The following is a 24196-nucleotide window of genomic DNA, read 5'->3' as shown; positions in this document are numbered from 1 at the left end:
CGGCCGACTTCTGTGCGAGGTACGCGTGTGAGTGGCCGGGCGCGGGGCGGCCGGGCAGAGGGGCTGGGCCGGTAGAGTAAGGCGGGTGACTTCCCCGGAGAACTCCCCCGCCCCCGCACAGCCGCTCGCCGTCGCCGAGAAGGTCCTTGGTGACGTCGCGGAACGCCATGTCGCGCTCACGCGCGCCTTCCTCGACGCGGGTCATACGCTGTACCTCGTTGGCGGGCCGGTGCGCGACGCCCTGCTGGGGCACGTCAACCACGACCTCGACTTCACGACGGACGCCACTCCTGACGTTGTGCAGCCCATCATGGAGGCCTACGCCGACGTCGTCTGGACCGCCGGTATCGAGTTCGGCACCATCTCCGGGGAGAAGGATGGAGAACAGCTCGAGATCACCACGTTCCGTGCCGACGCCTACGACCGCGTGAGCCGCAACCCCGTGGTTCGTTTCGGCGACACCCTCGAGGACGACCTCGTGCGCCGCGACTTCCGCGTCAACGCGATGGCGGCCCGCCTCGGCGTCGATGCCGACGGCCACGGCACCGTGGAGGTCCTCGATCCCCTCGGGGGCCTCAGTGACCTCGCAGCGGGCGTGCTTGACACCCCGGGCACCCCGGAAGACTCCTTCAACGACGATCCCTTGCGCATGCTGCGCGCCGCTCGTTTCGTCTCCCAGCTGGGGTTCACTGTCGCCCCGCGCGTCCAGCAAGCCATGACCGAGATGGCCGGCCAGCTGGAGCGCATCACGGTGGAACGCATCAACCAGGAATTCACCAAGCTGATGCTCGGCACCGACCCCGCCACCGGCATCGACCTTCTTGTGCAGACCGGCCTGTGCGAGCAGTTCCTGCCCGAGGTTCCGGCGCTGCAACTCGAACCCGATGAGCACCTGCAGCACAAGGACGTCTACGCCCACTCCCTCAAGGTGCTGCAGCAGGCCTGCGACCTCGAGGAGGACGAGCCGGACCTCGTGCTGCGGCTCGCCGCACTTCTCCACGACATCGGTAAGCCCGCCACCCGGGCCGCCAAGCCCGGCGGAGGGGTCACCTTCCACCAGCACGAGGTCGTCGGTGCGAAACTCGCGCGCCAGCGCCTCAAGGCACTGCGCTACCCCAAGGAGGTCATCAAGAACGTCAACGACTTGGTGTTCCTTCACATGCGCTTCTACGGCTACGCCGACGGCGCGTGGACCGACTCCGCTGTGCGTCGCTATGTCACGGACGCGGGCAGCCAGCTCGACCGCCTCAACAAGATCGTGCGCGCCGACTGCACCACCAGAAACCAGCGCAAAGCCGCACGCCTGCGGCGCGCATATGACAACCTGGAAGACAGGATCGCAGAGATCGCCGAGAAGGAAGACCTCGCGAAGGTCCGCCCCGATCTCGACGGCGGCGACATCATGCGCATCCTCGGCCTATCCCCCGGCCCCACCGTCGGCAAGGCGTGGACCTACATGAAGGACCTCCGACTGGAGAACGGCCCCATGTCCCCCGAGGACGCCGAAGCGGCCCTGCTTGCATGGTGGGCCGACAACAAGCCGGCCGACGACTCCTAAAAGCCCCTCGACGAAACCCAGCACCCAAGGAAGCCCCGAAGACACCCCATGGACGATCTCTTCGCCGACCGGCTCTACAACGCCTTCGAACGCAACGACCCCGAACCTGGCACGCTGCTGCTCGCGGCCCCGGACCTCGAGGATGACCGCTTTGCACGCTCCGCGATCCTCATTGTGGAAAACAACGAGCACAGCACCTATGGCGTCGACCTGACCCAGTTCTCCGACACTGCAATCGCAAGTGTTTTCCCCGAGCTCGATCCCATCGCCGCGCCGCCCAAGGCTGTCTTTCTCGGCGGCCCCGTTGAACGTGGCGCCGCCTTCGCTATGGGTGTCGTTAAGACCGGTGTGGAGAACCCTGGGGACCGGCCCTACTTCCGCCACCTCGGTTCCCGCATGGTCCACGTCGACCTCCACGTTCCCGTCAATGAATTTAAGGACGAACTCGAAGGGCTCCGTCTCTTTGCCGGCTACGCCGAGTGGGCTCCCGGTCAGCTGAACGAGGAGATCGAACGCGGCGATTGGTTCGTCACGCCCGCGCTTCCCAGCGACATCCTCGCCGGCAGGAACGCCGACGTGTGGGGCGGCGCTCTGCGCCGTCAGCGGGGCATCATGTCGGTCTTCTCGACCTTCCCGGCCGACTTGGACATGAACTAGATCCGCGTCCCCGAACGTCGTCAAAGCCCCATGTTTCACGTGAAACATGGGGCTTCGTTGTGCGATTTGTGAAATTGTCCCTGGTTACGGACGTCAAGCACTCGTACGCCCGTCTCGTGGCCGATCGTGTCACAGCCCCTTCCCTTTAGTGTCCCGCGGTGGTACCGCATCCCGAGCGGGACGCTGGGACGGGTGCTCCGGCTGCTCGTGGTTGGCGGGTGGCGGCGTGTTGGTGAGGTGGGGGTGCCTCACGAGTGTCCACCCTCGTGAGATGCGTGAGTTCTACAAGCGGGCATCCGCCTCGTCGGCGGAGTTCGAGCCCCCGTCGTTTCGCTGTGTTGTGGGGCTGATCGGTACCCCTCCCCGTCGTGGCGTTTCACGTGAAACATTCGCCGTGGGAGGTGGTGGGTTCAGGCTGCGACTTGGTGGGGCCGAGGGTTTAGAGCGTCAAGAGCATGAGGCGCTCCCCCACCTCTCATCGGGCGGCGGGCCCGGAAGGCTTGTGCATGCGAGTTGCCCGTCGACATGGTGCGGAGCCGGGGTCGCGCACTAGACTTTCTATTCGTTCATGCATTCGACAGTGGGAGATTTCCCGAGCTTCCCCTGTGTGCGGCTGTTGTCAATGTTGTGCCACGGTATGCAACGCTACGGCTTTGAAGTCGGGTTGGGTGGTCGGACTTGAGGGATGGGAGGCTGCTCCAAGGGGAGCCGGGGTGGAGTTCCGTGGGCCACTTCTCCCCGATGCGACTCTTCTCAGTTGCGTGGGCACGCTTGAATAACAGTGACGTTAAAGCGTCCGGTCGCTGGTGGAACTTTTTCGTCCCCCGACGGTCGATGTTGACCCCCTGGAGCCGATGAAGATCACGGGATTTCCTGTCGACCAAAACTCATCTTCCGAGTGGCAAATCGGAGTCCCCTCCCCTGGTGCCCTCGGGCCGACTCGTATCGCTCCACCGAGTGAACTTCGTTCTTGTTCCCACCCTCGCATGGTGACGGGTGGGCGCCGACATTCCGGAACTCTCTCTTGGTTCAGGTTCCGGATTTTCCCCGGCGGCACCCGTTCGGCGCGTGCTTCGTGGCGCGTGTCGGTGTGGAAAGAACTCGGCACTCGGGACGGTCCCTTGAGCGTCTGTGACTTACCGTGATTGGCACGAAAAAAGCGGCCTCCGTTTCAAGTGAAACGAAGACCGCAAGGAGGCCTGTTGTGCGCGGGGCGCTATTCGGCCGCGAGCTCCGGGTGGAGCATGATGGCCTCTTGCCACAATGCCTCAAACTCTTCCGCCGTGAGCGGGGTGACGTTGATGCCCTCAAAGTCACCGTAGGTGTCGGGGTGCGGCACGACGTCCATGGGCTCGGCCATGAGGTTGACGGAGCGGCCGCCATTCTTGCCGCCGGTGATGGACTGGCCGTCGGCCATTTCGATGTAACGCTGGAAAGTACAGTTCGGGCCTTCCGGGAGCGGAACGACCTCGGCTACGTGAGCCGGCCCGGCCATCCCGTCAACGACGGTGTCGAGGCGAACGTACATCGGTGCAGTGGAGGAAGCCATGCGCACCATCCTAGCCTTGTGTCGCGTTCTCGTCTGGTGCGGCGGCGTAGCGGGAGGCAACGGCCGCGCAGATCATGAGCTGCACCTGGTGGAAGATCATGAGCGGGAGGATGAGCAAGCCGAGGCCGCCTGTGCCGAAGATGACCGCAGCCATCGGCAGACCAGTAGCGAGCGACTTCTTGGTACCGCAGAATTGGATGGCTTTCATGTCAGCGGAGTCGAAGTGCAGCCGCTCTGCCGTGAAGCGGGTCAGCCACAGCATCGCCATGACGAGGACGATCGAGAAGACGATGAGTCCGAGCACCTTCGCCACGGAGACCTGGCCCCAGATTCCCTCGACCATGCCGTGAGAGAACGCCGAGTAGACGACCATGGTGATGGAACCACGGTCGACGATCTTGGTGGCCTTGTTCGCAGCGATCTCCTTGACCCAGCGGCGCGAGAGCTGACCCAGGATGAAGGGCAGGAGGAGCTGGATCGCGATGTCGAGGAAGACGTGTCCGTCGACGGTGATGCCGCTAGTGCCGTTGGTCATGAGCAGCATGACGAGCAGCGGGGTGGCGAACACGCCGATGAGGTTCGATGCACTGGCGCTGACGATGGCCCCTGCGACGTTGCCGCGGGCGATGGAGGTGAACGCGATGGAGCTCTGCACCGTCGACGGAACGAGCGTGAGGTAGAGGATTCCGCGATAGAGCTCGGGGCCGAAGATGTGGGCCAGCGGTGCGAGCGCGAGGCCGATGATCGGAAACACGACGAACGTGAAGGTCTGAATGACGCTGTGGAGGCGCCAGTGCTTGAGCCCCGCGAGCGCTTCGGCGGGTGAGAGCCGGGCGCCGTAGAGGAAGAAGAGGAGCGCGATGGCGATCTTCGTTGCGGTCGAGAAGATCTCGGCGGGCCTGCCCTGAATGGGCAGCACGATGGCGAGTGCCACCGCCCCGAGGATCAGCATGATGAGCGGATCGAGTTTGAGCTGTGGTCTGGGCATGGAACCAGTCTATGGGTGGTTGCCTCACCCGTCAGGCAGTCGGTCGGCTCACCGGCAAATGAGTGTGCGCAGCGCGCGTTCCTACCCGTCGGCGGTTTCACGTGAAACATTCCCGGCTCGCGCGTCCCCTAGCCCCCATCCCCTCCCCGGCCGCGCCCGAGGCGCTCGCGGCGCTTCACTCCCGAATAACAAGCGCTGCGGCGGCCACACGAGCGAGGTGTGGCCGCCGCAGCGGGAGATCGAGATGTTAGCCGACCGTGAGGGTGCTGCCCTCGTTGCTGAGGTCTGCTGCCTCAAGGCCCTTGCGGGAGGGGCCGGCGATGGGCGCGCCATCGGTGATGTCAAAGACGGAACCATGAGCCGGGCACGCGACCGTTGCGCCGTCGACAACGGACACCTTGGCACCCTGGTGCGGGCACCGCGCCGAGTAGGCGTGGAACACGCCCTCGGTGGGCTGGGCGACGATGTAGTCGCCCACGATGATCGCGGAGCCAACAGGGACGTCTGTGGCATCGATCTGCTCGGCTGCGGACTCTTTGCCCCCGCAGGCGGCGAGGAGTGCGCCGGCGGCGGTGGTTGCCGTGGCGACGAGGAAGGTGCGTCGGCTGCAGTGGCTGCGCTGCTGTGCGGGCGTGTGCGGTGCGTCGGTCATGCCTGTGATTATCCCCCGCTCTGTCCCCGCTGTCAGCGGAGGAAAGGCTAGCCCACAGCGCATGGATGAGGAAGGGTGGCTCACGGCTGCGCGCCTCCAGCGGCACTGGCAGCCACCGCATGTTTCACGTGAAACATCCGGTGGGATTCGGCTGGGGCCGCACCGATCCGCAACCGTGTGGACATGGGGACTCCTCGCGCACCCACTGCTACTCCACTCCGCCTGCGGGCGGGATGGGCGCGCGTGACACGTGCCCCGCATGATGAGCAGCCGTGGTGGCGTCTCGCCCAGCTCCTCTCCCGACGCTGTGCGGTTTACAGGCTGGCGATACGTGTCAGGCCCCAGCCGTCCCCGTACGGGGCGTGGCTGGGGCCTGAGGGCTCTCCTGGCGGCGGATGGTGCGGCTATGCGCGGGTGGCGGCCTTCATGGTGGAGACGAACTCGGTGAGTTCGGTGAGCAGTGCGTCACGGTCGTCGATGGTGCGCGGCGCGGGGCTGGTGCCGACGCAGTGCTTGGCGACGATGTCCGTGACGGCGGAGCCGCTGATCGCGCCAGCCGCGCCGGCGTCGATGGCGGCGGCGACGTGCTTGGGGCGGGAGATACCGAAACCGAGGATGACGGGTGCCCCACCGAAGCGGGTGAGGTTGTCCACGACCTCCTTGAGGCCGTCAGTGGAAGAGGCGTGTTCCGCACCGGTGACGCCGACGCGAGACACGGCGTAGATGTAGCCGCGGGAGTTCGCGGCCACGCCCTCGAGGGTGGCTTCGCTGGCGTGCGGCGGGGCGATGAAGATCTGGTCAATGCCGGCAGCGTCGGCGGCGGCGATGAAGTCGCGGCCTTCACGGACGGGAATGTCGGGCAGCAGGACGCTGTCCGCGCCGGCGGCGGCGACGTCGGCGTAGAAGGAGTCGAGCCCGCGGGCGAAGGGCACGTTGCCGTAGATGAGCAAACCGATGGGCAACTCGGGGTGGGCGTCGCGGATGCGGCGCACGATCCGCAGGGCGGTGTCGACGTCGATGTGGGCGTCGAGGGCGCGGATGTGGGCGGCCTGGATGGTGGGGCCGTCGGCGACGGGGTCGGAGAACGGCACGCCGAGCTCGAGGGCGTCGGCGCCACCGGCGATGAGCGCTTCGATGATGGCGACGGAGTCGTCTTCGGTGGGGTCGCCGAGCATGACGAAGGGAACGAAGGCGCCTTCGCCGGTCGAATTCAGGCGGGTGAAGAGTGCGGGGTAGCGGCTCACTTGGCGGCCTCCTTGTAGACGTATTCGGGGTGGGCTTCGAGGGTGCGGCGCACGTGGTCGACGTCCTTGTCGCCGCGCCCGGACAGAGACACGAGGATGGTGATGTTCTCCCCTGCCTCTTCCGCGGCGGCGGCCCGCTTGAGTGCGTAGGCGAGCGCGTGGCTGGATTCGAGGGCGGGGATGATGCCTTCGTGGCGGGAGAGCATCTGGAAGGCGCGGAGCGCTTCCGCGTCGGTGATGCCGACGTAGGTGGCGCGCCCGGAGGCGTGGAGGTGGGCGTGCTGGGGGCCGACGCCGGGGTAGTCGAGGCCAGCGGAGATGGAGTAGGACTCTTCGACCTGCCCGTCGGAGGTGCGCATGAGGTAGGAGCGCGCCCCGTGGAGGATGCCGACCTGCCCGGCGTGGATGGGTGCGCCGTGCTTGCCGGAGTCGAGGCCGAAACCTGCGGGCTCCACACCGACGAGCTCCACGCCGTCTTCGTCAATGAAGTCGGCGAACATGCCGATAGCGTTGGAGCCGCCGCCGACGCAGGCGGTCACCACGTCCGGCAGGCCGCCGGTGCGCTCCAGGAACTGGGCCTTGGCTTCCTCGGAGATGACGCGGTGGAAGTCGCGCACGAGCGTCGGGAAGGGGTGGGGGCCGGCGGCGGTGCCGAGGAGGTAGTGGGACTCGTGGAAGGTGGCGGTCCAGTCGCGCAGCGCTTCGTTGACGGCGTCCTTGAGGGTGCCGGACCCGGAGTCGACGGGGACGACCTTCGCACCCATGAGTTCCATGCGGTACACGTTCGGCTGCTGGCGGGCGACGTCCTCTGCGCCCATGTAGATGACGCACTCGAGGTCGAGCAGCGCGCAGGCGAGGGCGGTGGCGGTACCGTGCTGGCCGGCGCCGGTCTCCGCGATGATGCGCGTCTTGCCCATGCGCTTCGCGAGCAGCGCCTGACCGATAACCTGGTTGGTCTTGTGGGCGCCCCCGTGGACGAGGTCCTCACGCTTGAGGAAGATGCGGGCGTACCCGCGACCTTCGCCGGGCAGCGGCAGGTTCTGACACTCCGTCAGTGGCGTTGGGCGGCCGAGGTAGTCGGTGAAGTAGCGGCGCAGCTCTGCCTTGAACTCGTCGTCGTTCATGGCGTCGACGAAGGCCTGCTCGAGCTGGTCGAGTGCCGGGATGAGGAGCTCCGGCACGTACTGGCCGCCGAACTCGCCGAAGTAGGCGGGCAGCAGCGTGCGGCCGCCGTCCGCGGGGGACCCGGTCCCCGGTGCCGTGGGTGTGGACTCAGTCGTCATGGGTGATGTCTTTCCTGTGGTGGTTGTCTGTGGTGGCTAAGTGAAAAGAATAAGTTAGTGTCCAGCGCAACGCCGGGTTGGCCCGCAGGCCCGGGGTGGCGTGATGTTTCACGTGAAACATCACCACTCCCCCACGCGGACGCTCAGTGTTTCACGTGAAACGTGCGCACCTTATCCAGGGCCCGGGCGAGCGCCGCCGAGTCTTTCGTGTGCGCCGGCTCCCCGGGGTACTCCACCCCGGAGTTGAGGTCGACACCCGCGCACCCGGTGGCGAGCGCGTCCTGCACGGTCTCCGGAGTAATGCCGCCGGCGAGGAGGCTGTGCTCCTTCACCGCGGCCGGGATCCGCGACCAGTCGAAGGCTTCGCCGGTGCCGCCCACGCCGGAGTCGAGCACGAGGCGATCGACTCCGTGGACGACCAAGGCCTCTGCGACGGCGGGCCCCTGCGGAGTCGTCATGCTCACCGCGCGCCAGAGCTCCACGCCCTCGGGCAGCTCGGTGCGGATGCGATCGACGAGCGCGAGTTCCTCCTCGACCGTGCCGGTCGGCGCGTGCACCTGGACCGCGACGATCCCCGGCTGCAGCAGCTCGTCGTATCCGGACGTCTGCCGGGACACGGCCACGTACCCGAGGTTCGGTTCGCCGGCGATGATCTCGGCCGCAGCCTCAGCGTCAACGGCGCGCGGGGAGGCGGGCTCGAAGATGAGGCCGCCGTAGGTCGCACCCGCCGCGCGGGCCGCCTGGGCGGCGGCAGCGCTGCGCAACCCGCACACTTTCACCGGGCCATAGACAAGGGAGCGGATTGCGGCGTCGATGTCCGCGCTGCCGGTGAGCTGGGAGCCGACGAGGAAGCCGTTGACGGCACCCGAGAGCGCCACCACGTCGGCGTGGGTGCGGATGCCGCTTTCGGAGAGGTAGACGACGTCGTCCGGGATGAGCGGCGCGAGCTCGAGGGTGCGCCCCAGGTCAATGCTCAGGTCGTGCAGGTTGCGGTTGTTGCAGCCCACGATCCGTGCGCCGAGCCGCAGGGCACGGTCCACTTCTTCGGCGTCGATGACTTCGGTGAGCACGTCGAGCCCAAATCGTTCGGCCTCGGCGGCGAGCCGCGCGTAGGTGTCGTCGTCGAGGATCGACAGCATGAGCAGCACAGCATCCGCACCGAAGTAGCGGGCGGCGTGGATCTGCACCGGGTCGATGATGAAGTCTTTGCACAGCACCGGCAGGTGGGTGCTGAGCGCCACCGTCTGCAGGTGGTCGTAGTCGCCGCCGAAGCGCTCCGGTTCGCAGAGCACGCTGATGCCGGCCGCGTAGCGGGAGTACAGGCGAGCAATGTCACCAGGGTGGTAGTCGCTGCGGATCACCCCGAGGGAGGGCGAGGCACTCTTGCACTCCATGATGAAGCGTGCCCCTCCCCTCCCCTGCTGGAGGGAGTCGTAGAGGGAGCGCGTGGAGCGCGGCAACGCCTCGACGTCGACGTGGGCGATGCGGCGGCGGATGCCCTCAAGGTGACCCCGGCGGGCCGTCACAATGCCCTCGAGGACGGTCGGCACGCCCGCGGGCAGCTGCACGCCGCGGAAGTCCTCTGACGCAGCGGCGGAGGCGGTGGGCTTAGACATCGAATTCTCCTGCGCGGGTGAGGTGGGTGGCGGCCCAGCGGGCGGCCTGCCCGGAGTCGATGACCTCACGGGCACGGGCCACACCACCGGCGAGGGTGTCTGCGTGACCGGCGAGGTAGAACAGGGCACCGCAGCTCGCGAGCATCGCATCCTTGTGGGCCTCGCTGCCGCGCCCGGCGAAGACGTCCATCATGAACTGCGCATTGTCGCGACCATCGCCCCCGACGAGAGAGGACAGGGTGTGGGTGCCCAGGCCGAGGTCCTCGGGCGTGACGGTGTAGTGGGTGATCTCCCCGTCGCGGAGCTCCCACACCTCAGTCGGCCCGTGGACGGCAATCTCGTCGAGGCCACTGCCGTGGACGACGAGCGCACGCTCGCGACCAATCTGCCGCATCACCTCGATGAGGTGGGGCCCGAGCTCCGCCCGGGCGGTACCCATGAGCTGGAGTGCGGGGCGGGCCGGGTTGAGCAGGGGGCCTAAGAGGTTGAAGATCGTCGGCACGCCGAGGGCCTGGCGGACGGGCATGACGTGCTTGAACGCCGGGTGGTAGGCCGGCGCGAAGAGGAAGGTAAAGCCCTGGGATTCCAGGGTGGCGGCCGCCTGCTCCGGGGAGAGATCCAGCGGCACCCCGAGGGCCTCGAGGACGTCCGCCGCGCCCGACTTGGAGGACACCGAGCGGTTGCCGTGCTTGACGACCTCCAGGCCGCCGGCCGCAGCGATGAGCGCCGAGCCCGTGGAGATGTTGATCGTGCCCGCCCCGTCGCCGCCGGTGCCGACGCAGTCGATGATGCCGGCCCCGGTACGGGGGAAGGGAGTGGCGGCCGCCGTGAACGCAGTCGCTGCCGCTGCGATATCCTCAGGGGTCTCGCCCCGAGTTTTCAGCGCGATGAGCAGGGCCGCGATCTCGACGGGGGTGAACTCGCCGGCGGCGACTGCACGGAACAGATCCTGCAATGCCGTCGGCTCCAAGCAGGCGCCGTTGAGCAGGGCGCGCAGGTCCGCGGCCGGGGTGGTGGGGGGTGTCGTCATGGTGCTAGCTATCCAAGGTGTGGGGGGTGTACGAGCAAAGGAGAAAGAAGAATGCCAGTGGTGGGGTGTGTGCGCCGGGCGCGTGCCCTTAGCTGTGGAGCAGGTAGTCGACGCAGCGGGTGATGATGTGCGGCCCGGAGGGGGTGAGCACGCTCTCGGGGTGGAACTGCAACCCCAGCGCTGTGCCGTTGGTGGTCGCGGCCGCCATGGTGACCTCCCCCGCCTGAGAGGTGCAGGTGCCGAAGCCGACGAGACCTTGAGGCAGATCCGTGCAGCCGAGCGAGTGGTAGCGGGCGACCGGCACCCGGCGGCCCACCTTGCCCGGCAGGTCCGGACCGGCATCGACGGTGAGCCCGTCGAACAGTCCGGAGGCGATACCCTCGTCGGTGAGCAGCATCGTGTCGCTGATGCCGTGGACGGGGCCCACGGCCCGCACCGTGCCGTGGTGGTGCTCGAGGAGGGCTTGGAATCCGAGGCAGATCCCCAGCACCGGGATGCGATCGAGCGCCCGGTCGAGGATGGTCATCATGTTGCCCGCCTCGGTCGGGTGGCCGGGTCCGGGGGACAACACAATGAGATCGGGGTCGGTAGCGAAGATGACCTCCGGGTCGACACTGTTACGAAACACGGTGCAGTCGTAGCCGGCGACAGCGAAGGCGTCGACGAGGTTGTAGACGAAGGAATCCTCATTGTCGACGAGCGCGATCCGCACCGGGCGGGCATCCTGGGGCGTGGGCGTGGTGGTGGCTGTGTTCATCGGACGACCTCAACGTCGGTGTGGTTGGCGGCGGCAATGGCGCCGAGGACTGCGAATGCTTTGTGGACGGTTTCGTCGGCTTCCGCCTGCGGTTGGGAATCACGGACGACGCCGGCGCCGGCCTGGACGGCGGCGATGCCGTCGCGCACGAAGGCGGAGCGGATGACGATGCAGGTGTCCATGTCCCCTGCCCCGTTCAGGTAGCCGACGGCACCGCCGTAGGAGCCGCGCCGGGTGCCTTCGTGGGTGCGCAGCAGTTCGGTGGCCCGGATTTTCGGGGCCCCGGTGAGGGTGCCCATGTTCATGCACGCCCGGTAGGCGTCGAGGCTGTCGAGGTCGTCCGCGAGGCGGGCGGTGACCCGGCTGATGAGGTGCATGACCCGGGAGTAGCGGTCCACGTGGAGCAACTGTGCGACCCGTCGGGTGGCGGGGGTGGCGACGCGCGCCAGGTCGTTGCGGGCGAGGTCGACGAGCATGACGTGCTCGGCGATTTCCTTGGCGTCGGTGCGGAGTTCGAGTTCGCGGCGGATGTCGAGCTCGTCGTACACACTGCCATCGGCGTGCAGGCCGCGGGGCCGGGTGCCGGCGATAGGGTACAGCTCTACCTGGCGGGTGGATTCGGTGTATTTGAGATTCGATTCGGGCGAGGCGCCGAAGAGTTCGTAGGCGTGCCGTTCCCCGCGGGCACCCGCGATGCCGCGCACGTAGAACATGTACGGGCTGGGGTTGGTGCGCTTGAGCGCGGTGTAGGCGGCGAACGCGTCGGGGCAGGCGATGGTGAAGCTGCGGGCGGGCACGACTTGGTAGATGTCGCCGGCGGCGATGTTGCCTTGGAGTTCGGTGACGGTGGCGCGGAAGGATTCGTCGCTCCGCGACGCCACCGCCTGTAGGGTTGTGGATGATACAGGTGCGGTGGCTGTATTATTCCCGCTAGCAACATGTGCGGCCCGGTTGAGTGCCGCCACATTCACCCCCTGCGGCGCGGGATCCGCGAGTGCCGGCGCGGTGAAGTCCGCGATGCAGGCCGCCAACTCGTCGAGGCGTGCCTCCACTGCGGCGGCGTCCTCCTCCCCCGCGAGGCTCACGGCAACAAGCTCCGCGGTGCGCGCCGTGTGGTCGATGCGCAGCACCACCTCCGCGAGCAGGAACTGGTAATCCGGGTACGTGTTCACCCCGGCCGCGACCTCCGGGAGGGTTTCGAAGGTGCCGAGGTAGTCGAACGCGAAGCCGCCCGCCAGCAGCGGCAGCAGGCCGTCTGAATACCCGGAGTGCCGCTGCAGCAGCCGTAGCGGCAGCACCGTCGAGTCCTGCAGGAGGCGCTGCCGCTCCTCGGTGGCATCCGCCGCCGGCACCCGCAGACGCACCACACCAGGTGCTGCCTCCGCGTCGTCAGACTCCAGCAGGTACTGCTGGCACTGCGCGGCCACACGCTGCGCGGCGACGGCACCACTGTCGGTGAGCGGCTCAAGGGTCACGGTGTCGCCCTCACACGTGAGCCGCAGGGAGCCGGCCAGCACGGCCATGGACTGCAGCCCCACCTTCGATTCGATGTCCGCGGACTCGAGCAGCACGCTGTCGGTGGCGCGGGTGCCGCCGAGGTGGGCGAAGAGTGCGGAGGCGTCGTCGTGGTAGGCCACGCTACGGCGGGCCACATGCGCCTGCACGGCGGGCGCGTCGTCGGCGGGGTGTGTGGGTGGCGTCGTCGCCTGGGGGTGTGAGCTCACGGCGGTGGAATCTTTCGCTTCGGGGCTTTTGTGGTCGGTGGGGGCAGACACTGGGGGTGCGGGCTGGGCCTTGAGATAAGAAAAACCCGCCGATACCTCCCCGGGTGGGGTGTATCTGCGGGCGGTACGCGCTGCTGCTGCGCGTCAGGGTGCCGAGAAACAGGTCAGTCGGCGGCCCGCACTGTGTGCGCGCCACCACCAGATGTTTCGTCGAGCAGTCATGGTTTGGGATTCTACACCATCGTCCCCGGCTGGTGTGGTTTGGGGCACGCCGCCGTATCCCGCCCCCACCCGGCGGGCCGGGAATCCCCCGCCAACGCCTGCGCGATGAGGGCTTCGAAGCGCGGCTTCATCGGTGGCAACTGGTCCACGGGGACGAAACGCGCCACGGTGGATTCGTCGTCGCCGACGGCGGGCTGTTGCGCCGGGTCGACGAGCCGTGCGACGAAGGCGGTGTCCATGTACACGCAGCGGTCCCCGTTGCCGTACTGCACTTCGTCGGTTGCCTGCACGCGGAGCAGCCGGGTGACCTCAATGTCGACGCAGGCTTCTTCCCGCGCCTCCCGGCGGGCCGCCTCATCGGGCTGTTCCCCGGGGTCCGGGATGCCCGTGATCGGGGTGAAGGAGCCATCGTCGGCCCGCTGCACGAGCAGCAGCTCGGGGCCGCTTTCGCCCTGACGGAACACGAGTGCTGTGACCCCGGGCAGCCACAGCAGGTCGTGGCCGATGCGGGTGCGCAGATCAGTGATGAATGGTGGCGTTGCCATGGGGCCTCCAGCGCCGGTGGGACGGGGATGTTGACGCCCGCGCCGGGGAACACCACAGACGACACGAACGACAAGACAAAGAAAGAAACAACAAAGAAAAGATGGGAGAGGAAGAAAGAACACGCACACAACCACGCAGGCGGCGCGCTCTCCCCCACCAGCGTAACCCTCCCCACGCCCGCTGGCGCCCAGTGCGAGCAAAGAAAAAACCGCCTGCCCCTGTCCGGCCCTGGTGGGCTGACGGTGGGGCAGGCGGGAGATGGCCGCGAGCAGATTGCGGTCGTGCGGGGTGGTGCCCCGCGCGGTGGCTAGTCCTGCTGGGTGGCTGCGCGCTGCAGGGCGTCGAGGTCCACGCCCTTCGCGGCGAAGGCGGCGTCGCCGCCCTCGCAGGAGCCGTTGAGGGCGCAGGACCCGCAGCCGCCGGTCACGCCGCAATCCTTGGAGGGATCGTCCTCCTCGCAGGCGCCGGCAGCGGTGTCGGCCGGGGTGCAGCCAGCCGGGGTGCACATCTCCACACCGGTGTCCATGCCGGCGGGTGCCTGCAGGTGCGCTGCGGCGGCCAGCAGGGCGGCGTTGTCCACCGACACCTTGGGCGCCGCGTCGGCGGCATCCGCGGGAGTCTCGGCACTCGGGGCCTGCTCCGCCGGGGTGGTGGAAGGCTTGTTCTTCTCCGAGGCGTCAATGAGCGCCACCGCGTTGGCGGCCATGCCGGCACCCATACCGACGAACACCAGCCAGGCGAGCACACCCACCATGACGAGCAGCAGCATCCAGCCCCGGGCGGTGAACCCGAGGACGCCGGCGAAGAGCAGGGCCACGCCGGCGGCGGTCCACAGCGGGCCGGCGATGCGGTGAGTCAGGACCCACATCTCCTCGGAGGAGCGGGCCTCCGGGATGCGGATGCCGATGATGTTGTTGCCGGGGAGTTTGCCGGTCCAGGCGAGGATGCCGACGACGAGCTGGATTGCGGCGAGCACCAACAACACAGAGGCCAAAATAGTCATACTGGCCAGTCTAAACCCCGGGTCAAATGGTGCCCGGGAGGTCCGCAACCTTTGCCGTGGAGCCCGACGCGCGGGCACCCACAGTGCGTCGAGTGGGTCCCGACACCTGGTGGCCCACCTTCCCGCCCGTGAGGCGCGGGCGTGTGGAAGCAGCGTGGTGACACGCAGCAGATGTGCGGCACGTGTGCGCTGGCTGAGGGGCCGATGTGTGCCCCCTGAGAGCCCCCGCACCCGGCGGCGGGGCTTGGGGGTGGGGTTTGTGGGTGCCACCTGGGGCGATGTTTTCTTATCAGTCCGGTACGCTACACACAGGCGACCGACGACATCAGACGTCTGTGTGGATGTGTGGTGTGCGTGGTCGCTGGGAGTGTCCCCGCGTGACCTAGTCTTCCGCGTGGCCGCCACGTGCGCGTCAGTGCGCGTGGGTGGTGCCGCTGGGGTGGGTGTGTGGGGCGCTGGGTTGCCACCACCCGTGCTGGGGCGGTGCGTGACCCCTGCCCCGGCATCCGCCGGTTGTTGTCCCCACCGCTACCCACACGAAAGAGAACAACCATGGACGTGAAACGTCTCACCGGTTCGTTGCTGTTCAAGATTGTGGTGGCGATCATCCTCGGCATCATCTCCTCCCTGTTCTTCCCGGAGAACCTCGCCCGAGTCTTCGTCACCTTCAACAGCTTCTTCGGCAACTTCCTGGGATTCTTCATCCCAGTGCTGATCTTTGCCCTGATTACTCCCGCGATCGCCGGCCTTGGCCGGGGTGCCGGCAAGTGGCTCGCCGTCACGACGGGCATCGCGTACGCCTCGACGATTTTCTCCGGCCTGCTGGCCTTCGGTGCGGCCCGCCTGCTGTACCCGAAGCTGCTCGCCGGCCAGGACATGGTCATCGCGAAGGATGTTGATAACGGCGCGCTGAGCCCCTACTTCAACATTGAGATGCCGCCGCCGATGGGTGTGATGACGGCACTGCTGCTGGCGTTCACCATTGGTGTGGCGATGACGTCGGTGAAGTCCGACACCCTGTACGCGGGTGTGCGCGATCTGGAGCGTGTCATCATGCGCGTCATTGCGAAGTTCATCATCCCGCTGCTGCCGCTGTTCATCTACGGCATGTTCCTGTCGATGGGCATGAACGGCAACCTCACCGACACGCTGTCGGCCTTCGCGAAGGTGCTCCTCGTGGCCGTCGTGATGACGGTGGTGCTGCTGGCGATCCAGTTCCTCCTGGCGGGCTCGATTGCCGGCCGGAACCCGCTGACCGCGCTGAAGAACATGCTGCCCGCCTACGTCACCGCACTCGGCACGAGCTCCTCGGCGGCGTCCATCCCGGTGACCTACGAGTGCGCCAAGAAGAACGGCGTGTCCCCCACCGTTGCGGGCTTCACGATCCCCCTGTGTGCGACGACGCACCTGTCCGGCTCCATGATGAAGATTGCCCTGTTCGCTTTCGCCATCATGTACATGACCGACCAGCCGCTGTCCTTCGGTATGGCGCTCGGCTTCATCCTCATGCTGGGCGTGACGATGGTGGCGGCACCGGGCGTGCCCGGTGGCGCCATCATGGCGGCCACGGGTCTGCTGGCCGCGAACCTGGGCTTCACCGACGACATGGTGGCCCTCATGATCGCCGCCTACATTGCGATTGACTCCTTCGGTACCGCCTGCAACGTCACCGGCGACGGTGCAATTGCTCTCGTGGTGAACAAGCTGACCAAGGGTCAGATCAGCCGCGCGGAGCTTGAGGAGCCGCCGATGGGCTACGAGATTGAGCCCATTGAGGAAGACGTGGACACCACCGTCACCACCTAGCGTGACGCTCTGCCGCACTGAATGTGTGGCTCTTCTCCCCGCCGGAGGGCACCTGCCCCCGGCGGGTTTTTTCATACCCACCCCGCCCCGCCTCGTGCGCGTGCGTGGCAGGGTGGGGCAGTCGCGACGCCAGGATGTCGCGATGCCGGCGAACGTGACACCGGCGCATGGGGGTGCGGGAATTAGCGGTAACCACGAAGGTGAAGCTGCGGCGATGTTTCACGTGAAACATCCGCGCCGAGAGTCGCCCTGCAGCCGCATGGCGAGGCGCCGAGGCGTCGAGTGAACGCCGACAAGCATGCGACCACATGAGTCGGCAAGGCCGGCGAGGGCGCCAAGCGTGGCACGTTGCGATCGTGCCGAAGAGGCGGACTGTGGCGGGCACGCCCGGAGGTGCCGCACCCCTTCCCTCACGCCCAAAGAGGACTGAGCCGGTCGACGTGCTCGCCTTGAGCTCGCGCTATGAGCCGGTCGTTCCCACTGCGCGGGCGCGCCGGGCGATGCGAATGTGGGGCGCACGGGCGTCCGTCGGGAGGTCTCGCGTGCCGCGCATCGGCGTGTGCCAGGGTGCGTGCGGGGGAGCGATCTGGGCTGTGGTGGACAGTGGTGCCCACAGCTGGCAGTCTGGCGGGCATGTGGTTGGAATACCCCGAGATCACTCCCCCGTCCCGCCTCCGCCTGTGGGCGCTCCAGCACCCCCGCGCGCGCCGCACCCTCCTGGTGGCCCCGTGGGTGGGGATCACAGCGGCCGCGGTGTCCCTGGCGTGGACCCTCACCGAGGGTGGCGTCCACCGGTCCTACCTGTGGGCTGAGGTGCCGCACCCTCCTGTGGCTGTGGCGGTGTTGGTGCTGGGTGCGATCTGTGGGGTCGTGGGCGTCGCGCTGGATGCTGCGTGTGCAGAGGAACCGATGCGCAAGGTTGTCTGGTCGACGTTGGTATGCGGGATGATGGGCTACCTGATTGCCTGCTGCATGGGCCTGCTGGGGTTGTCGCTCGGCATTGTGTTGCTGGTGGTCTTAGGGTCCGCGCTGCCCGTGGTGGAGCTACTGAGTGAAGAGTCTTAAGTCCATCGTCGAACATGATGGTCCTGTACTGCCATCACTCATACACGCGGGATGTGGTCTAGTGTGTGGATGAATTCGCCGCGTCTCATGTGGGGATGCGGTGCACCCCATCGTGGAGCTTGACACTGTATGTCCTGTGGCAATACAGGTGGTGAGTATGTGTGATCAGCAGCCCAGTCTCAATCGCCGCCGCCTATAGAGCGGCAGACACTCGAGCAATGTGTGGAACAATGACGTGGTGAGGCTGACGTGCGATCGGTGAAGAGAGATCGCTGACGTCCACCAACCAGGATCGGGGAGGAAGAAATGTCAGGTGTTGCCACAGGCCGAAGCCCGTACACGCCGGGGCGTGCGACGGCCACCATTGTTGGTCGTGCGTCCGAGCTGGATCGCGCCCGGAAAGAGATGAGCTTCATTGCGGCGGGAGCGCCGAGCCTGCGGCCGCAGTTCTTCCTGGGGCCTCGTGGTGTGGGCAAGACCTCCGTGCTTATGGCCCTGCAGGAGACTGCGGAGGAGATGAACTTTGTGACTGCCTGGGTTCAGGCGGGAGAAGCGGATCTCGTGGTCCAGCTGGCGGAGGCGCTGAGCCCTGCGGATGGTGGCCCCGCACCGGTGAACCGTGGGGCTCGTGCATCTAGCGGGCCGGGCCGTTCGCGCAGCCGTACGGTGAAGGATCTCTTCGTGTCGGCTGCGCGTGCGGCGACAGGGGCGGGGGCGGCAGGTGTGATCGTCTTCGTTGACGACGTTCACCACGCGGATGCCGAAGGCCTTGCGGCCTTCGCGACGGCGGTGCAGCTCATCCAGTCGGAACACCCGGACCTTCCCCTCGGGATCTTCTGCGCGGGACTGTCTTGTGCGCTGGATGTGGTCACTGAGGTTGCTCCGTACGCGGAGCGCTTCCAGTACGACGAGATCGCCTACCTCGATGACGCGCATGCCCGGGACGTGTTGTTGCAGCCGGCGGCGCGTTGGAACGTTGGCTGGTCGGACGACGCCCTGGATGAGGCGGTGCAGGTCTGTGGCGGATTCCCTCCTTTCCTGCACCTGCTTGGTGAGGAGGTGTGGACAGCCGCCACCTGTGCCGGTGGCGCGACCATCACGCGTGACGATGTGCAGGCCGGCCGGGTTGCGTTCGACGCGGCACGTCACGACTTCTTCCGCGCGTGCTGGAGCGAAGCGTCAGATGATGAGCGCGACATGCTGGGGGCGCTGGCGATGGCGCTGGCGGTGTCGGGGGAGCCGTGGGTGCGAGTGCGGGATCTTGCGGCGAACTTGAGTACCGCCACGACCGCGCTCGGTGTGACGCGCCAGCGACTCATCGACAAGGGCCTCGTGGAATCCCCCGCCCGTGGGTGTCTTGCCTTCACTCTTCCCGGGTTCGCAGAGTTCGTTCACGGCGTGGAAGGCGACCTGTAGCCGATAATTCTGTGGGGTAACCGCGGACCCTGCTTGTTATACGTTGTTATAGATCGCCGATGTATAACAACGTATAACAAGCTCGCCGCCCTGGAGTGACCTCGTTTTTCGGCCCGGGCGACGCGAGATGCCGCACCCGCGAGCGCCACGGGCGCTCTCGCGGGGTGGTTGAGGTGCACCGCAGTGTGGTGGGGTCGCGCGGGGTCGCGCTCCGGCGGTTGCCTCGGCGGCTGAGTGGGGAAAGAGGCGTGGCGGGGGGATCGGGTGGCCTGCCGGATGCGCAGCGTGGGCGGCTATGCTGTATCCCCATGAGCACGAGCGTCGAAACTCCCACCCACCGTTATTCCCCCCAACTCGCCAGCGAGATCGAGAAGCGCTGGCAGAGCTTCTGGATCGACAATGGCGTGTTTAATGCGCCGAACCCGAGCGGCGAGCTCGCGGAGGTCAACCCCTTCGTGCCGGATGCTGTGGAGCGCACGAAGCTGTTCGTGCAGGACATGTTCCCCTTCCCCTCCGGGGCGGGCCTGCACGTGGGCCACCCGCTGGGCTACATCGCGACGGACGTGTTTGCCCGCTACCACCGCCTGCGGGGCAAGAACGTGCTGCACACCTTGGGCTATGACGCGTTTGGTCTGCCGGCGGAGCAGTACGCGATCCAGACGGGTACGCACCCGCGGATCAAGACCCAGGAATCCATCGACAACATGGAGCGCCAGCTCGGCCGCCTGGGCTTGGGCCACGATCGTCGCCGTGTGGTGGCGACGACGGATCGGGAGTTCTACAAGTGGACGCAGTGGATCTTCCTGCAGATCTTTAACTCCTACTTCTGTGTGGAGGAGCAGAAGGCGAAGCCGATCGCCGACCTGGTGGCCCGCCTGGAGGCGGGCGAGGTGCCGGGCCACGAGGATTACCCCTCCTTGGATGCGGTCGCCCAGGCGGAGGTCGTTGATAGCTTCCGGCTGGTGTACCGCTCGAATTCGGTGGTGAACTGGTGCCCGGGCTTGGGCACGGTGCTGGCGAACGAGGAGGTGACCGCGGATGGTAAGTCGGAGCGCGGTAACTTCCCCGTGTTCCGCAAGAACCTCTCGCAGTGGATGATGCGCATTACTGCCTACGCGGATCGTCTCATTGATGATCTGGATGTGTTGGATTGGCCGGAGAAGGTCAAGTCGATGCAGCGGAACTGGATTGGTCGTTCCCAGGGCGCGGAGGTCGACTTCGCGGTGCCGGCCGCTGATGGTGCCGCGGAGACCATCACCGTGTTCACCACCCGCCCCGACACTCTCTTCGGCGCGTCCTATGTGACGCTCGCCCCGGAGCACGAGCTCGTCGACCGCCTGGTGGGGGATGCCCCGTACGCGGCGGATGTGGATTCCCGCTGGACGTTCGGCGAGTCGTCCCCGGCGGCCGCGGTGGCGGCGTACCGGGCGGCGATTGCGGCGAAGTCCGACCTGGAGCGCCAGGAGAACAAGGACAAGACCGGTGTGTTCTTGGGTGTGTACGCCACGAACCCGGTCAATGGGGCCCAGGTGCCGGTGTTTGTGGCCGACTATGTGCTCACCGGCTACGGCACGGGCGCGATCATGGCGGTGCCGGCCCACGACTCCCGCGACTACGACTTTGCCCGCGAGTTCGGGCTGCCGCTGCTACAGGTCGTCGCCGGCGGCAATCTGGAGGAGGAAGCCCACACGGAGGACGGCCCGGCCATCAACTCCGCGAACGGCGACGGCCTCGACATCAACGGCATGACCCGTGAGGCGGCGAAGGCCGCCACCATCGAGTGGCTGCAGGCCCAGGGCCTGGGCACCGCGAAGATCCAGTACAAGCTGCGCGATTGGCTCTTTGCCCGCCAGCGCTACTGGGGCGAGCCTTTCCCCATCGTCTACGACGAGAATGGGGTGGCGCACGCCCTCCCGGAGAGCATGCTCCCCATCGAGCTGCCGGAGGTCGACGACTACAAGCCGGTGTCCTTCGACCCGAACGATGCGGATTCCTCCCCCCAGCCGCCGCTGGCGAAGGCCACCGACTGGGTCACGGTGGAGCTCGACCTGGGTGACGGGCCGCGCACCTACACCCGCGACACGAACGTCATGCCGCAGTGGGCCGGTTCCTCCTGGTACCAGCTGCGCTACATTGACCCCCGCAACCACGAGCAGTTCTGCGCCCTCGACAACGAGGCCTACTGGTCCGGCCCGCAGGCCGATAACCCCGCCGACCCCGGCGGCGTGGACCTGTACGTCGGTGGCGTGGAGCACGCCGTCCTGCACCTGCTCTACTCCCGTTTCTGGCACAAGGTGCTCTTCGACCTGGGCTACGTGACCTCCCGGGAGCCGTACCGCCGCCTGTTCAACCAGGGCTACATTCAGGCGTTCGCCTACACCGATGCCCGCGGCATCTACGTGCCGGCCGCCGAGGTGGAGGAACGCGACGGGAAGTTCTACTACCAGGGTGAGGAAGTCACCCAGGAGTACGGCAAGATGGGCAAGAGCCTGAAGAACTCCGTCAGCCCCGACGAGATCTGCGACGACTACGGTGCGGACACGCTGCGCGTGTACGAGATGGCGATGGGCCCCCTGGACACCTCCCGCCCGTGGGCGACGAAGGACGTGGTGGGTGCGCAGCGCTTCCTGCAGCGCACCTGGCGCCTCGTCGTCGACGAGGATTCCGGTGCGGTGCGCCTCACCGATGCCGCCCTCACGGAGGAAGACACCAAGCAGCTGCACCGCACCATCGCCGGTGTGACCGACGACTACGAGAACCTGCGCCTGAACACGGTGGTGGCGAAGCTCATCGAGTACGTCAACTACCTCACCAAGACGTACCCGCAGGGCGCACCGGTGGCCGCCGTGGAGCCCCTGGTGGTCATGCTCGCGCCGGTGGCGCCGCACATCGCCGAGGAACTGTGGCGTCGCCTCGGCCACGAGGGCACCATCGCCTACGTCGACTTCCCCACCTTCGATGAGAAGTGGCTTGTCGACGACACCATTGAGCTGCCCGTGCAGGTCAATGGCAAGGTGCGTGCCCGCATCCAGGTCGCGGTCGACGCCGCTCAGGATGATGTGGTCGCCCAGGCTGTGGCCGCCGTGCCCACCCACGTGGAGGGCAAGACCATCGTCAAGCAGATCGTGGTCCCGGGCCGCATGGTCAACCTCGTCGTGAAGTAACCACCCCACCCGGGCCGGGCCCACGGGCTCGCCCGATCTCCTCGCACCCCGCCACCCCCGCACACTCCACCCCACCCCACCGATGTGGGGCCGGGTGTGCGGGACGTGTGCGGGGTGCTTCTGCGTTGTGCCCCAAGTCCGGCGCACCGCGCCGCGGGCGCACGCCTGCGTGGGCGTGCGCGCAGGTGGAGTGTGGCGGATGTTGCCAGTGTTTTCCCAACTGGCTTTCAAGCAGGGCCAATCTTGTGCAGTAGGGTGGGGACGCATGACCTACCGACGCCGCCTCCAACCCCGCCCCCTGCTCACTGTGGCGCTGTTCGCCTGGGGTGCGGTTGTGGTGGCGTTGACGATGCTCAAGGCCTACTACCAGATCGGCTACCTGTGGAACCCGGCGGCCCACCACCACCGGGGCCTGTACCTGTTGCCCTTCAGCCAGCTGCTCCGGGCGAAGAGTATCTTCGGCCCCGTCTTCGACGCGGTGGGCAACGTGGCGTTGTTCATCCCCGTCGGGTTGCTGTTGGCGATGCTGTGGCAGGGGATGCCGCGGCTGCTGCGCAGGGTGGCGCTGGCGGGCTTCCTCGGGTCTGTGTCTATCGAGGTGGCACAGTATCTGTTCGCGTTGGGGTACTCCGACATCGACGACGTCATCCTCAACACCGTGGGTGCGACCGTGGGTGGGCAGGTGGCGATGCGGGTGAAGCGGTGGCTGCAGCGGCTGTTCGTGTGGGGCATCCTCGCCGCCTCTGCGGTGTTTGGGGTGCTGGTGCACTTAGGCCCCAGCCTGGGTGACCCCGCGAAGGTAGTGGGCTGAGCACACCCCACACCACCGACATCCCCCACCGCAGCCGCCCGACGGTTGTGCTGGGGGTTGTCTTTTGTCCGGGCACCGGCTGCGGTGCGTGCGTCCGATGCCCGCACCGTATGGACGCACCATATGCCCGCAGCTCCTGTGCCCGCGCGCCCCCGCCCGCCGCCTCACGTGCCGCGGGCGGGGGGCTTAGTCGGTTTGGCAGCCGGGGCAGTAGAACAGGTTGCGGCCTTCGAAGGGGCGCAGTGCGATCTCTGCGCCGCAGACGTAGCAGGGCTGCCCGGCACGCCGGTAGACGTACACCTCTCCCCCGTGGTCGTCTTTCCGGGGTGCCCGCCCCATCGCCTCAGGGGTGTGTTCCTCATCGACGGTGTCGATGCGGCCGCGCTGCACACCCACATCCATGAGCCCCACGAGGTCGTCCCACACCTCCCGCCAGCGGCCCTCGTCGAGCTCCTTCCCCGGCGTCATGGGGTCGATGTGGTGCCGGAAGAGGACCTCTGCCCGGTAGATGTTGCCCACCCCGGCGAACAGGGCCTGGTCCATGAGCAACGAGGCCACCGGTTTGCGGCTGCGGCGGGCCCGGGTAAGGACCGCCGTGGGGTCCTCCCCCGGGATGAGCGGATCGGCGCCCAGCTTGGCGCGCGCCGTATCGAACTCCACGTCACTGATGAGCCGGCACCATTGCGGCCCCCGCAGGTGGGCGGCGCACTCCGGGGTGGCGAGCCGCAGCCGGATCTGCCCGTGGGTGTCCAGTGGTTCCTCGAGGCGGAACGTGCCGATGAGCCCTAAGTGGATGTGCACGATGGCGGTGGCCTCCACGGGGTGGGCCTGGGTGGCGTCGGTGTCCGGGTGGTTGCCCGCACCGGCCACGAGGGCCGGCTGCCCCGGGGCCACGCCCGCGGCTGCGAGGGCTTCCGGGGTGGCGAAGTGGAGAAACAGTTGCTTGCCGTGCGCCTGGGCGGCGGCCAGCCGCAGCCCCTGGAGGCCGTCCGTGTCGAAGCGTCCCTGCGGGGAGGAGATGACCAGCGGCCGGTTGGCGAACGCCCCGTTCACATCCCGGGCCAGGCGGTGAAGTACGTGTCCTTCAGGCATGCGCCTAATATTA

At 67.3% G+C, this 24196-nt stretch carries 19 protein-coding genes; 7 read left to right on the top strand and 12 right to left on the bottom strand.

The genetic code is table 11. From position 1 onward, the window contains the following. Positions 1-85 precede the first annotated feature (85 nt). Together C1Y63_RS08130 and C1Y63_RS08125 are read left to right on the top strand one after the other, a co-directional pair. Complete coding sequence (locus tag C1Y63_RS08130; RefSeq protein ID WP_106015963.1) at positions 86-1558, top strand: CCA tRNA nucleotidyltransferase; 1473 nt, start codon at positions 86-88, stop codon at positions 1556-1558. Between the two features lie 48 nt (positions 1559-1606). After that, positions 1607-2215: a YqgE/AlgH family protein gene (locus C1Y63_RS08125; protein ID WP_106015962.1), complete on the top strand. Its 609-nt coding sequence runs from the start codon at positions 1607-1609 to the stop codon at positions 2213-2215. 1216 nt (positions 2216-3431) lie between these two features. Here the strand turns inward: C1Y63_RS08125 and C1Y63_RS08120 are convergent. From C1Y63_RS08120 to C1Y63_RS12525, 11 genes are all read right to left on the bottom strand, one after another. After that, the gene (locus C1Y63_RS08120) at positions 3432-3764 is read right to left on the bottom strand and encodes a hypothetical protein (RefSeq protein WP_146128903.1); all 333 of its coding nucleotides are present in this window, start codon (positions 3762-3764) and stop codon (positions 3432-3434) included. Between the two features lie 10 nt (positions 3765-3774). Next, positions 3775-4752, bottom strand: a complete 978-nt coding sequence (locus C1Y63_RS08115; RefSeq protein WP_106015960.1) for a bile acid:sodium symporter family protein — start codon at positions 4750-4752, stop codon at positions 3775-3777. A 247-nt stretch (positions 4753-4999) separates the two neighbouring features. After that, positions 5000-5404 (bottom strand): Rieske 2Fe-2S domain-containing protein, encoded by a 405-nt coding sequence (locus C1Y63_RS08110; RefSeq protein WP_106015959.1) that lies wholly within the window; start codon positions 5402-5404, stop codon positions 5000-5002. A gap of 404 nt (positions 5405-5808) precedes the next feature. Beyond that, on the bottom strand, positions 5809-6648 hold the full coding sequence (trpA, locus tag C1Y63_RS08105; RefSeq protein ID WP_106015958.1) for a tryptophan synthase subunit alpha: 840 nt from the start codon (positions 6646-6648) through the stop codon (positions 5809-5811). After that, a complete protein-coding gene (trpB, locus tag C1Y63_RS08100; protein ID WP_106015957.1) occupies positions 6645-7931 on the bottom strand; it encodes a tryptophan synthase subunit beta in 1287 nt (428 codons plus the stop codon). The genes trpA and trpB overlap by 4 nt, the downstream gene beginning before the upstream one ends. A 143-nt stretch (positions 7932-8074) precedes the next feature. Then, positions 8075-9547, bottom strand: coding sequence for a bifunctional indole-3-glycerol-phosphate synthase TrpC/phosphoribosylanthranilate isomerase TrpF (gene trpCF, locus C1Y63_RS08095; RefSeq protein WP_106015956.1), 1473 nt, complete (start codon positions 9545-9547; stop codon positions 8075-8077). Further along, positions 9540-10577, bottom strand: a complete 1038-nt coding sequence (gene trpD, locus C1Y63_RS08090) for an anthranilate phosphoribosyltransferase (protein ID WP_106015955.1) — start codon at positions 10575-10577, stop codon at positions 9540-9542. Before trpD ends, trpCF begins: the two co-directional genes overlap by 8 nt. Before the next feature lie 88 nt (positions 10578-10665). Beyond that, positions 10666-11334 carry an anthranilate synthase component II gene (locus C1Y63_RS08085; RefSeq protein ID WP_106015954.1) on the bottom strand — a complete coding sequence of 223 codons (669 nt, stop codon included), beginning with the start codon at positions 11332-11334 and terminating at the stop codon, positions 10666-10668. Next, entirely contained in the window at positions 11331-12998 is a 1668-nt protein-coding gene (locus tag C1Y63_RS08080) for an anthranilate synthase component 1 (protein ID WP_106015988.1), read from the bottom strand. Before C1Y63_RS08080 ends, C1Y63_RS08085 begins: the two co-directional genes overlap by 4 nt. Before the next feature lie 293 nt (positions 12999-13291). Then, positions 13292-13825 carry an NUDIX domain-containing protein gene (locus tag C1Y63_RS08075; protein WP_106015953.1) on the bottom strand — a complete coding sequence of 178 codons (534 nt, stop codon included), beginning with the start codon at positions 13823-13825 and terminating at the stop codon, positions 13292-13294. Between the two features lie 308 nt (positions 13826-14133). Beyond that, positions 14134-14829, bottom strand: coding sequence for an SdpI family protein (locus C1Y63_RS12525; protein ID WP_146128902.1), 696 nt, complete (start codon positions 14827-14829; stop codon positions 14134-14136). Positions 14830-15381: 552 nt separating this feature from the next. Here C1Y63_RS12525 and C1Y63_RS08065 point away from each other — a divergent pair. The 5 genes from C1Y63_RS08065 to C1Y63_RS08045 all read left to right on the top strand — a co-directional run bounded on the left by C1Y63_RS08065 (position 15382) and on the right by C1Y63_RS08045 (position 23091). Then, on the top strand, positions 15382-16635 hold the full coding sequence (locus C1Y63_RS08065) for a dicarboxylate/amino acid:cation symporter (RefSeq protein WP_106015952.1): 1254 nt from the start codon (positions 15382-15384) through the stop codon (positions 16633-16635). Between the two features lie 633 nt (positions 16636-17268). Then, entirely contained in the window at positions 17269-17700 is a 432-nt protein-coding gene (locus C1Y63_RS08060) for a hypothetical protein (RefSeq protein ID WP_106015951.1), read from the top strand. A 306-nt stretch (positions 17701-18006) separates the two neighbouring features. Then, complete coding sequence (locus C1Y63_RS08055; protein ID WP_106015950.1) at positions 18007-19116, top strand: ATP-binding protein; 1110 nt, start codon at positions 18007-18009, stop codon at positions 19114-19116. Between the two features lie 308 nt (positions 19117-19424). Next, entirely contained in the window at positions 19425-22280 is a 2856-nt protein-coding gene (leuS, locus tag C1Y63_RS08050) for a leucine--tRNA ligase (RefSeq protein WP_106015949.1), read from the top strand. 265 nt (positions 22281-22545) lie between these two features. Then, a complete protein-coding gene (locus C1Y63_RS08045) occupies positions 22546-23091 on the top strand; it encodes a VanZ family protein (protein WP_158256122.1) in 546 nt (181 codons plus the stop codon). A gap of 186 nt (positions 23092-23277) precedes the next feature. Here C1Y63_RS08045 and C1Y63_RS08040 read toward each other — a convergent pair whose 3' ends face one another. Then, positions 23278-24183 carry an Fpg/Nei family DNA glycosylase gene (locus C1Y63_RS08040; RefSeq protein WP_106015947.1) on the bottom strand — a complete coding sequence of 302 codons (906 nt, stop codon included), beginning with the start codon at positions 24181-24183 and terminating at the stop codon, positions 23278-23280. Between the last annotated feature and the right edge of the window lie 13 nt (positions 24184-24196).

Source organism: Corynebacterium sp. 13CS0277, from assembly GCF_002994655.1.
GTDB lineage: Bacteria > Actinomycetota > Actinomycetes > Mycobacteriales > Mycobacteriaceae > Corynebacterium.
Note: the sequence above shows the minus strand (reverse complement) of the source record. Positions and strands in the feature narration are given on the sequence as shown.

What these genes read in the sequence shown, in the direction of transcription:
- C1Y63_RS08060 (WP_106015951.1), top strand. Translation starts at nt 17,269, where the DNA reads ATGTGGTTGGAATACCCCGAGATCACTCCCCCGTCCCGCCTCCGCCTG.
- C1Y63_RS08055 (WP_106015950.1), top strand. Translation starts at nt 18,007, where the DNA reads ATGTCAGGTGTTGCCACAGGCCGAAGCCCGTACACGCCGGGGCGTGCG.
- C1Y63_RS08120 (WP_146128903.1), bottom strand. Translation starts at nt 3,764, where the DNA reads ATGGCTTCCTCCACTGCACCGATGTACGTTCGCCTCGACACCGTCGTT.
- trpB (WP_106015957.1), bottom strand. Translation starts at nt 7,931, where the DNA reads ATGACGACTGAGTCCACACCCACGGCACCGGGGACCGGGTCCCCCGCG.
- C1Y63_RS08040 (WP_106015947.1), bottom strand. Translation starts at nt 24,183, where the DNA reads ATGCCTGAAGGACACGTACTTCACCGCCTGGCCCGGGATGTGAACGGG.
- C1Y63_RS08115 (WP_106015960.1), bottom strand. Translation starts at nt 4,752, where the DNA reads ATGCCCAGACCACAGCTCAAACTCGATCCGCTCATCATGCTGATCCTC.
- C1Y63_RS08085 (WP_106015954.1), bottom strand. Translation starts at nt 11,334, where the DNA reads ATGAACACAGCCACCACCACGCCCACGCCCCAGGATGCCCGCCCGGTG.
- C1Y63_RS12525 (WP_146128902.1), bottom strand. Translation starts at nt 14,829, where the DNA reads ATGACTATTTTGGCCTCTGTGTTGTTGGTGCTCGCCGCAATCCAGCTC.
- C1Y63_RS08125 (WP_106015962.1), top strand. Translation starts at nt 1,607, where the DNA reads ATGGACGATCTCTTCGCCGACCGGCTCTACAACGCCTTCGAACGCAAC.
- trpD (WP_106015955.1), bottom strand. Translation starts at nt 10,577, where the DNA reads ATGACGACACCCCCCACCACCCCGGCCGCGGACCTGCGCGCCCTGCTC.
- C1Y63_RS08065 (WP_106015952.1), top strand. Translation starts at nt 15,382, where the DNA reads ATGGACGTGAAACGTCTCACCGGTTCGTTGCTGTTCAAGATTGTGGTG.
- trpCF (WP_106015956.1), bottom strand. Translation starts at nt 9,547, where the DNA reads ATGTCTAAGCCCACCGCCTCCGCCGCTGCGTCAGAGGACTTCCGCGGC.
- C1Y63_RS08110 (WP_106015959.1), bottom strand. Translation starts at nt 5,404, where the DNA reads ATGACCGACGCACCGCACACGCCCGCACAGCAGCGCAGCCACTGCAGC.
- leuS (WP_106015949.1), top strand. Translation starts at nt 19,425, where the DNA reads ATGAGCACGAGCGTCGAAACTCCCACCCACCGTTATTCCCCCCAACTC.
- C1Y63_RS08045 (WP_158256122.1), top strand. Translation starts at nt 22,546, where the DNA reads ATGACCTACCGACGCCGCCTCCAACCCCGCCCCCTGCTCACTGTGGCG.
- C1Y63_RS08075 (WP_106015953.1), bottom strand. Translation starts at nt 13,825, where the DNA reads ATGGCAACGCCACCATTCATCACTGATCTGCGCACCCGCATCGGCCAC.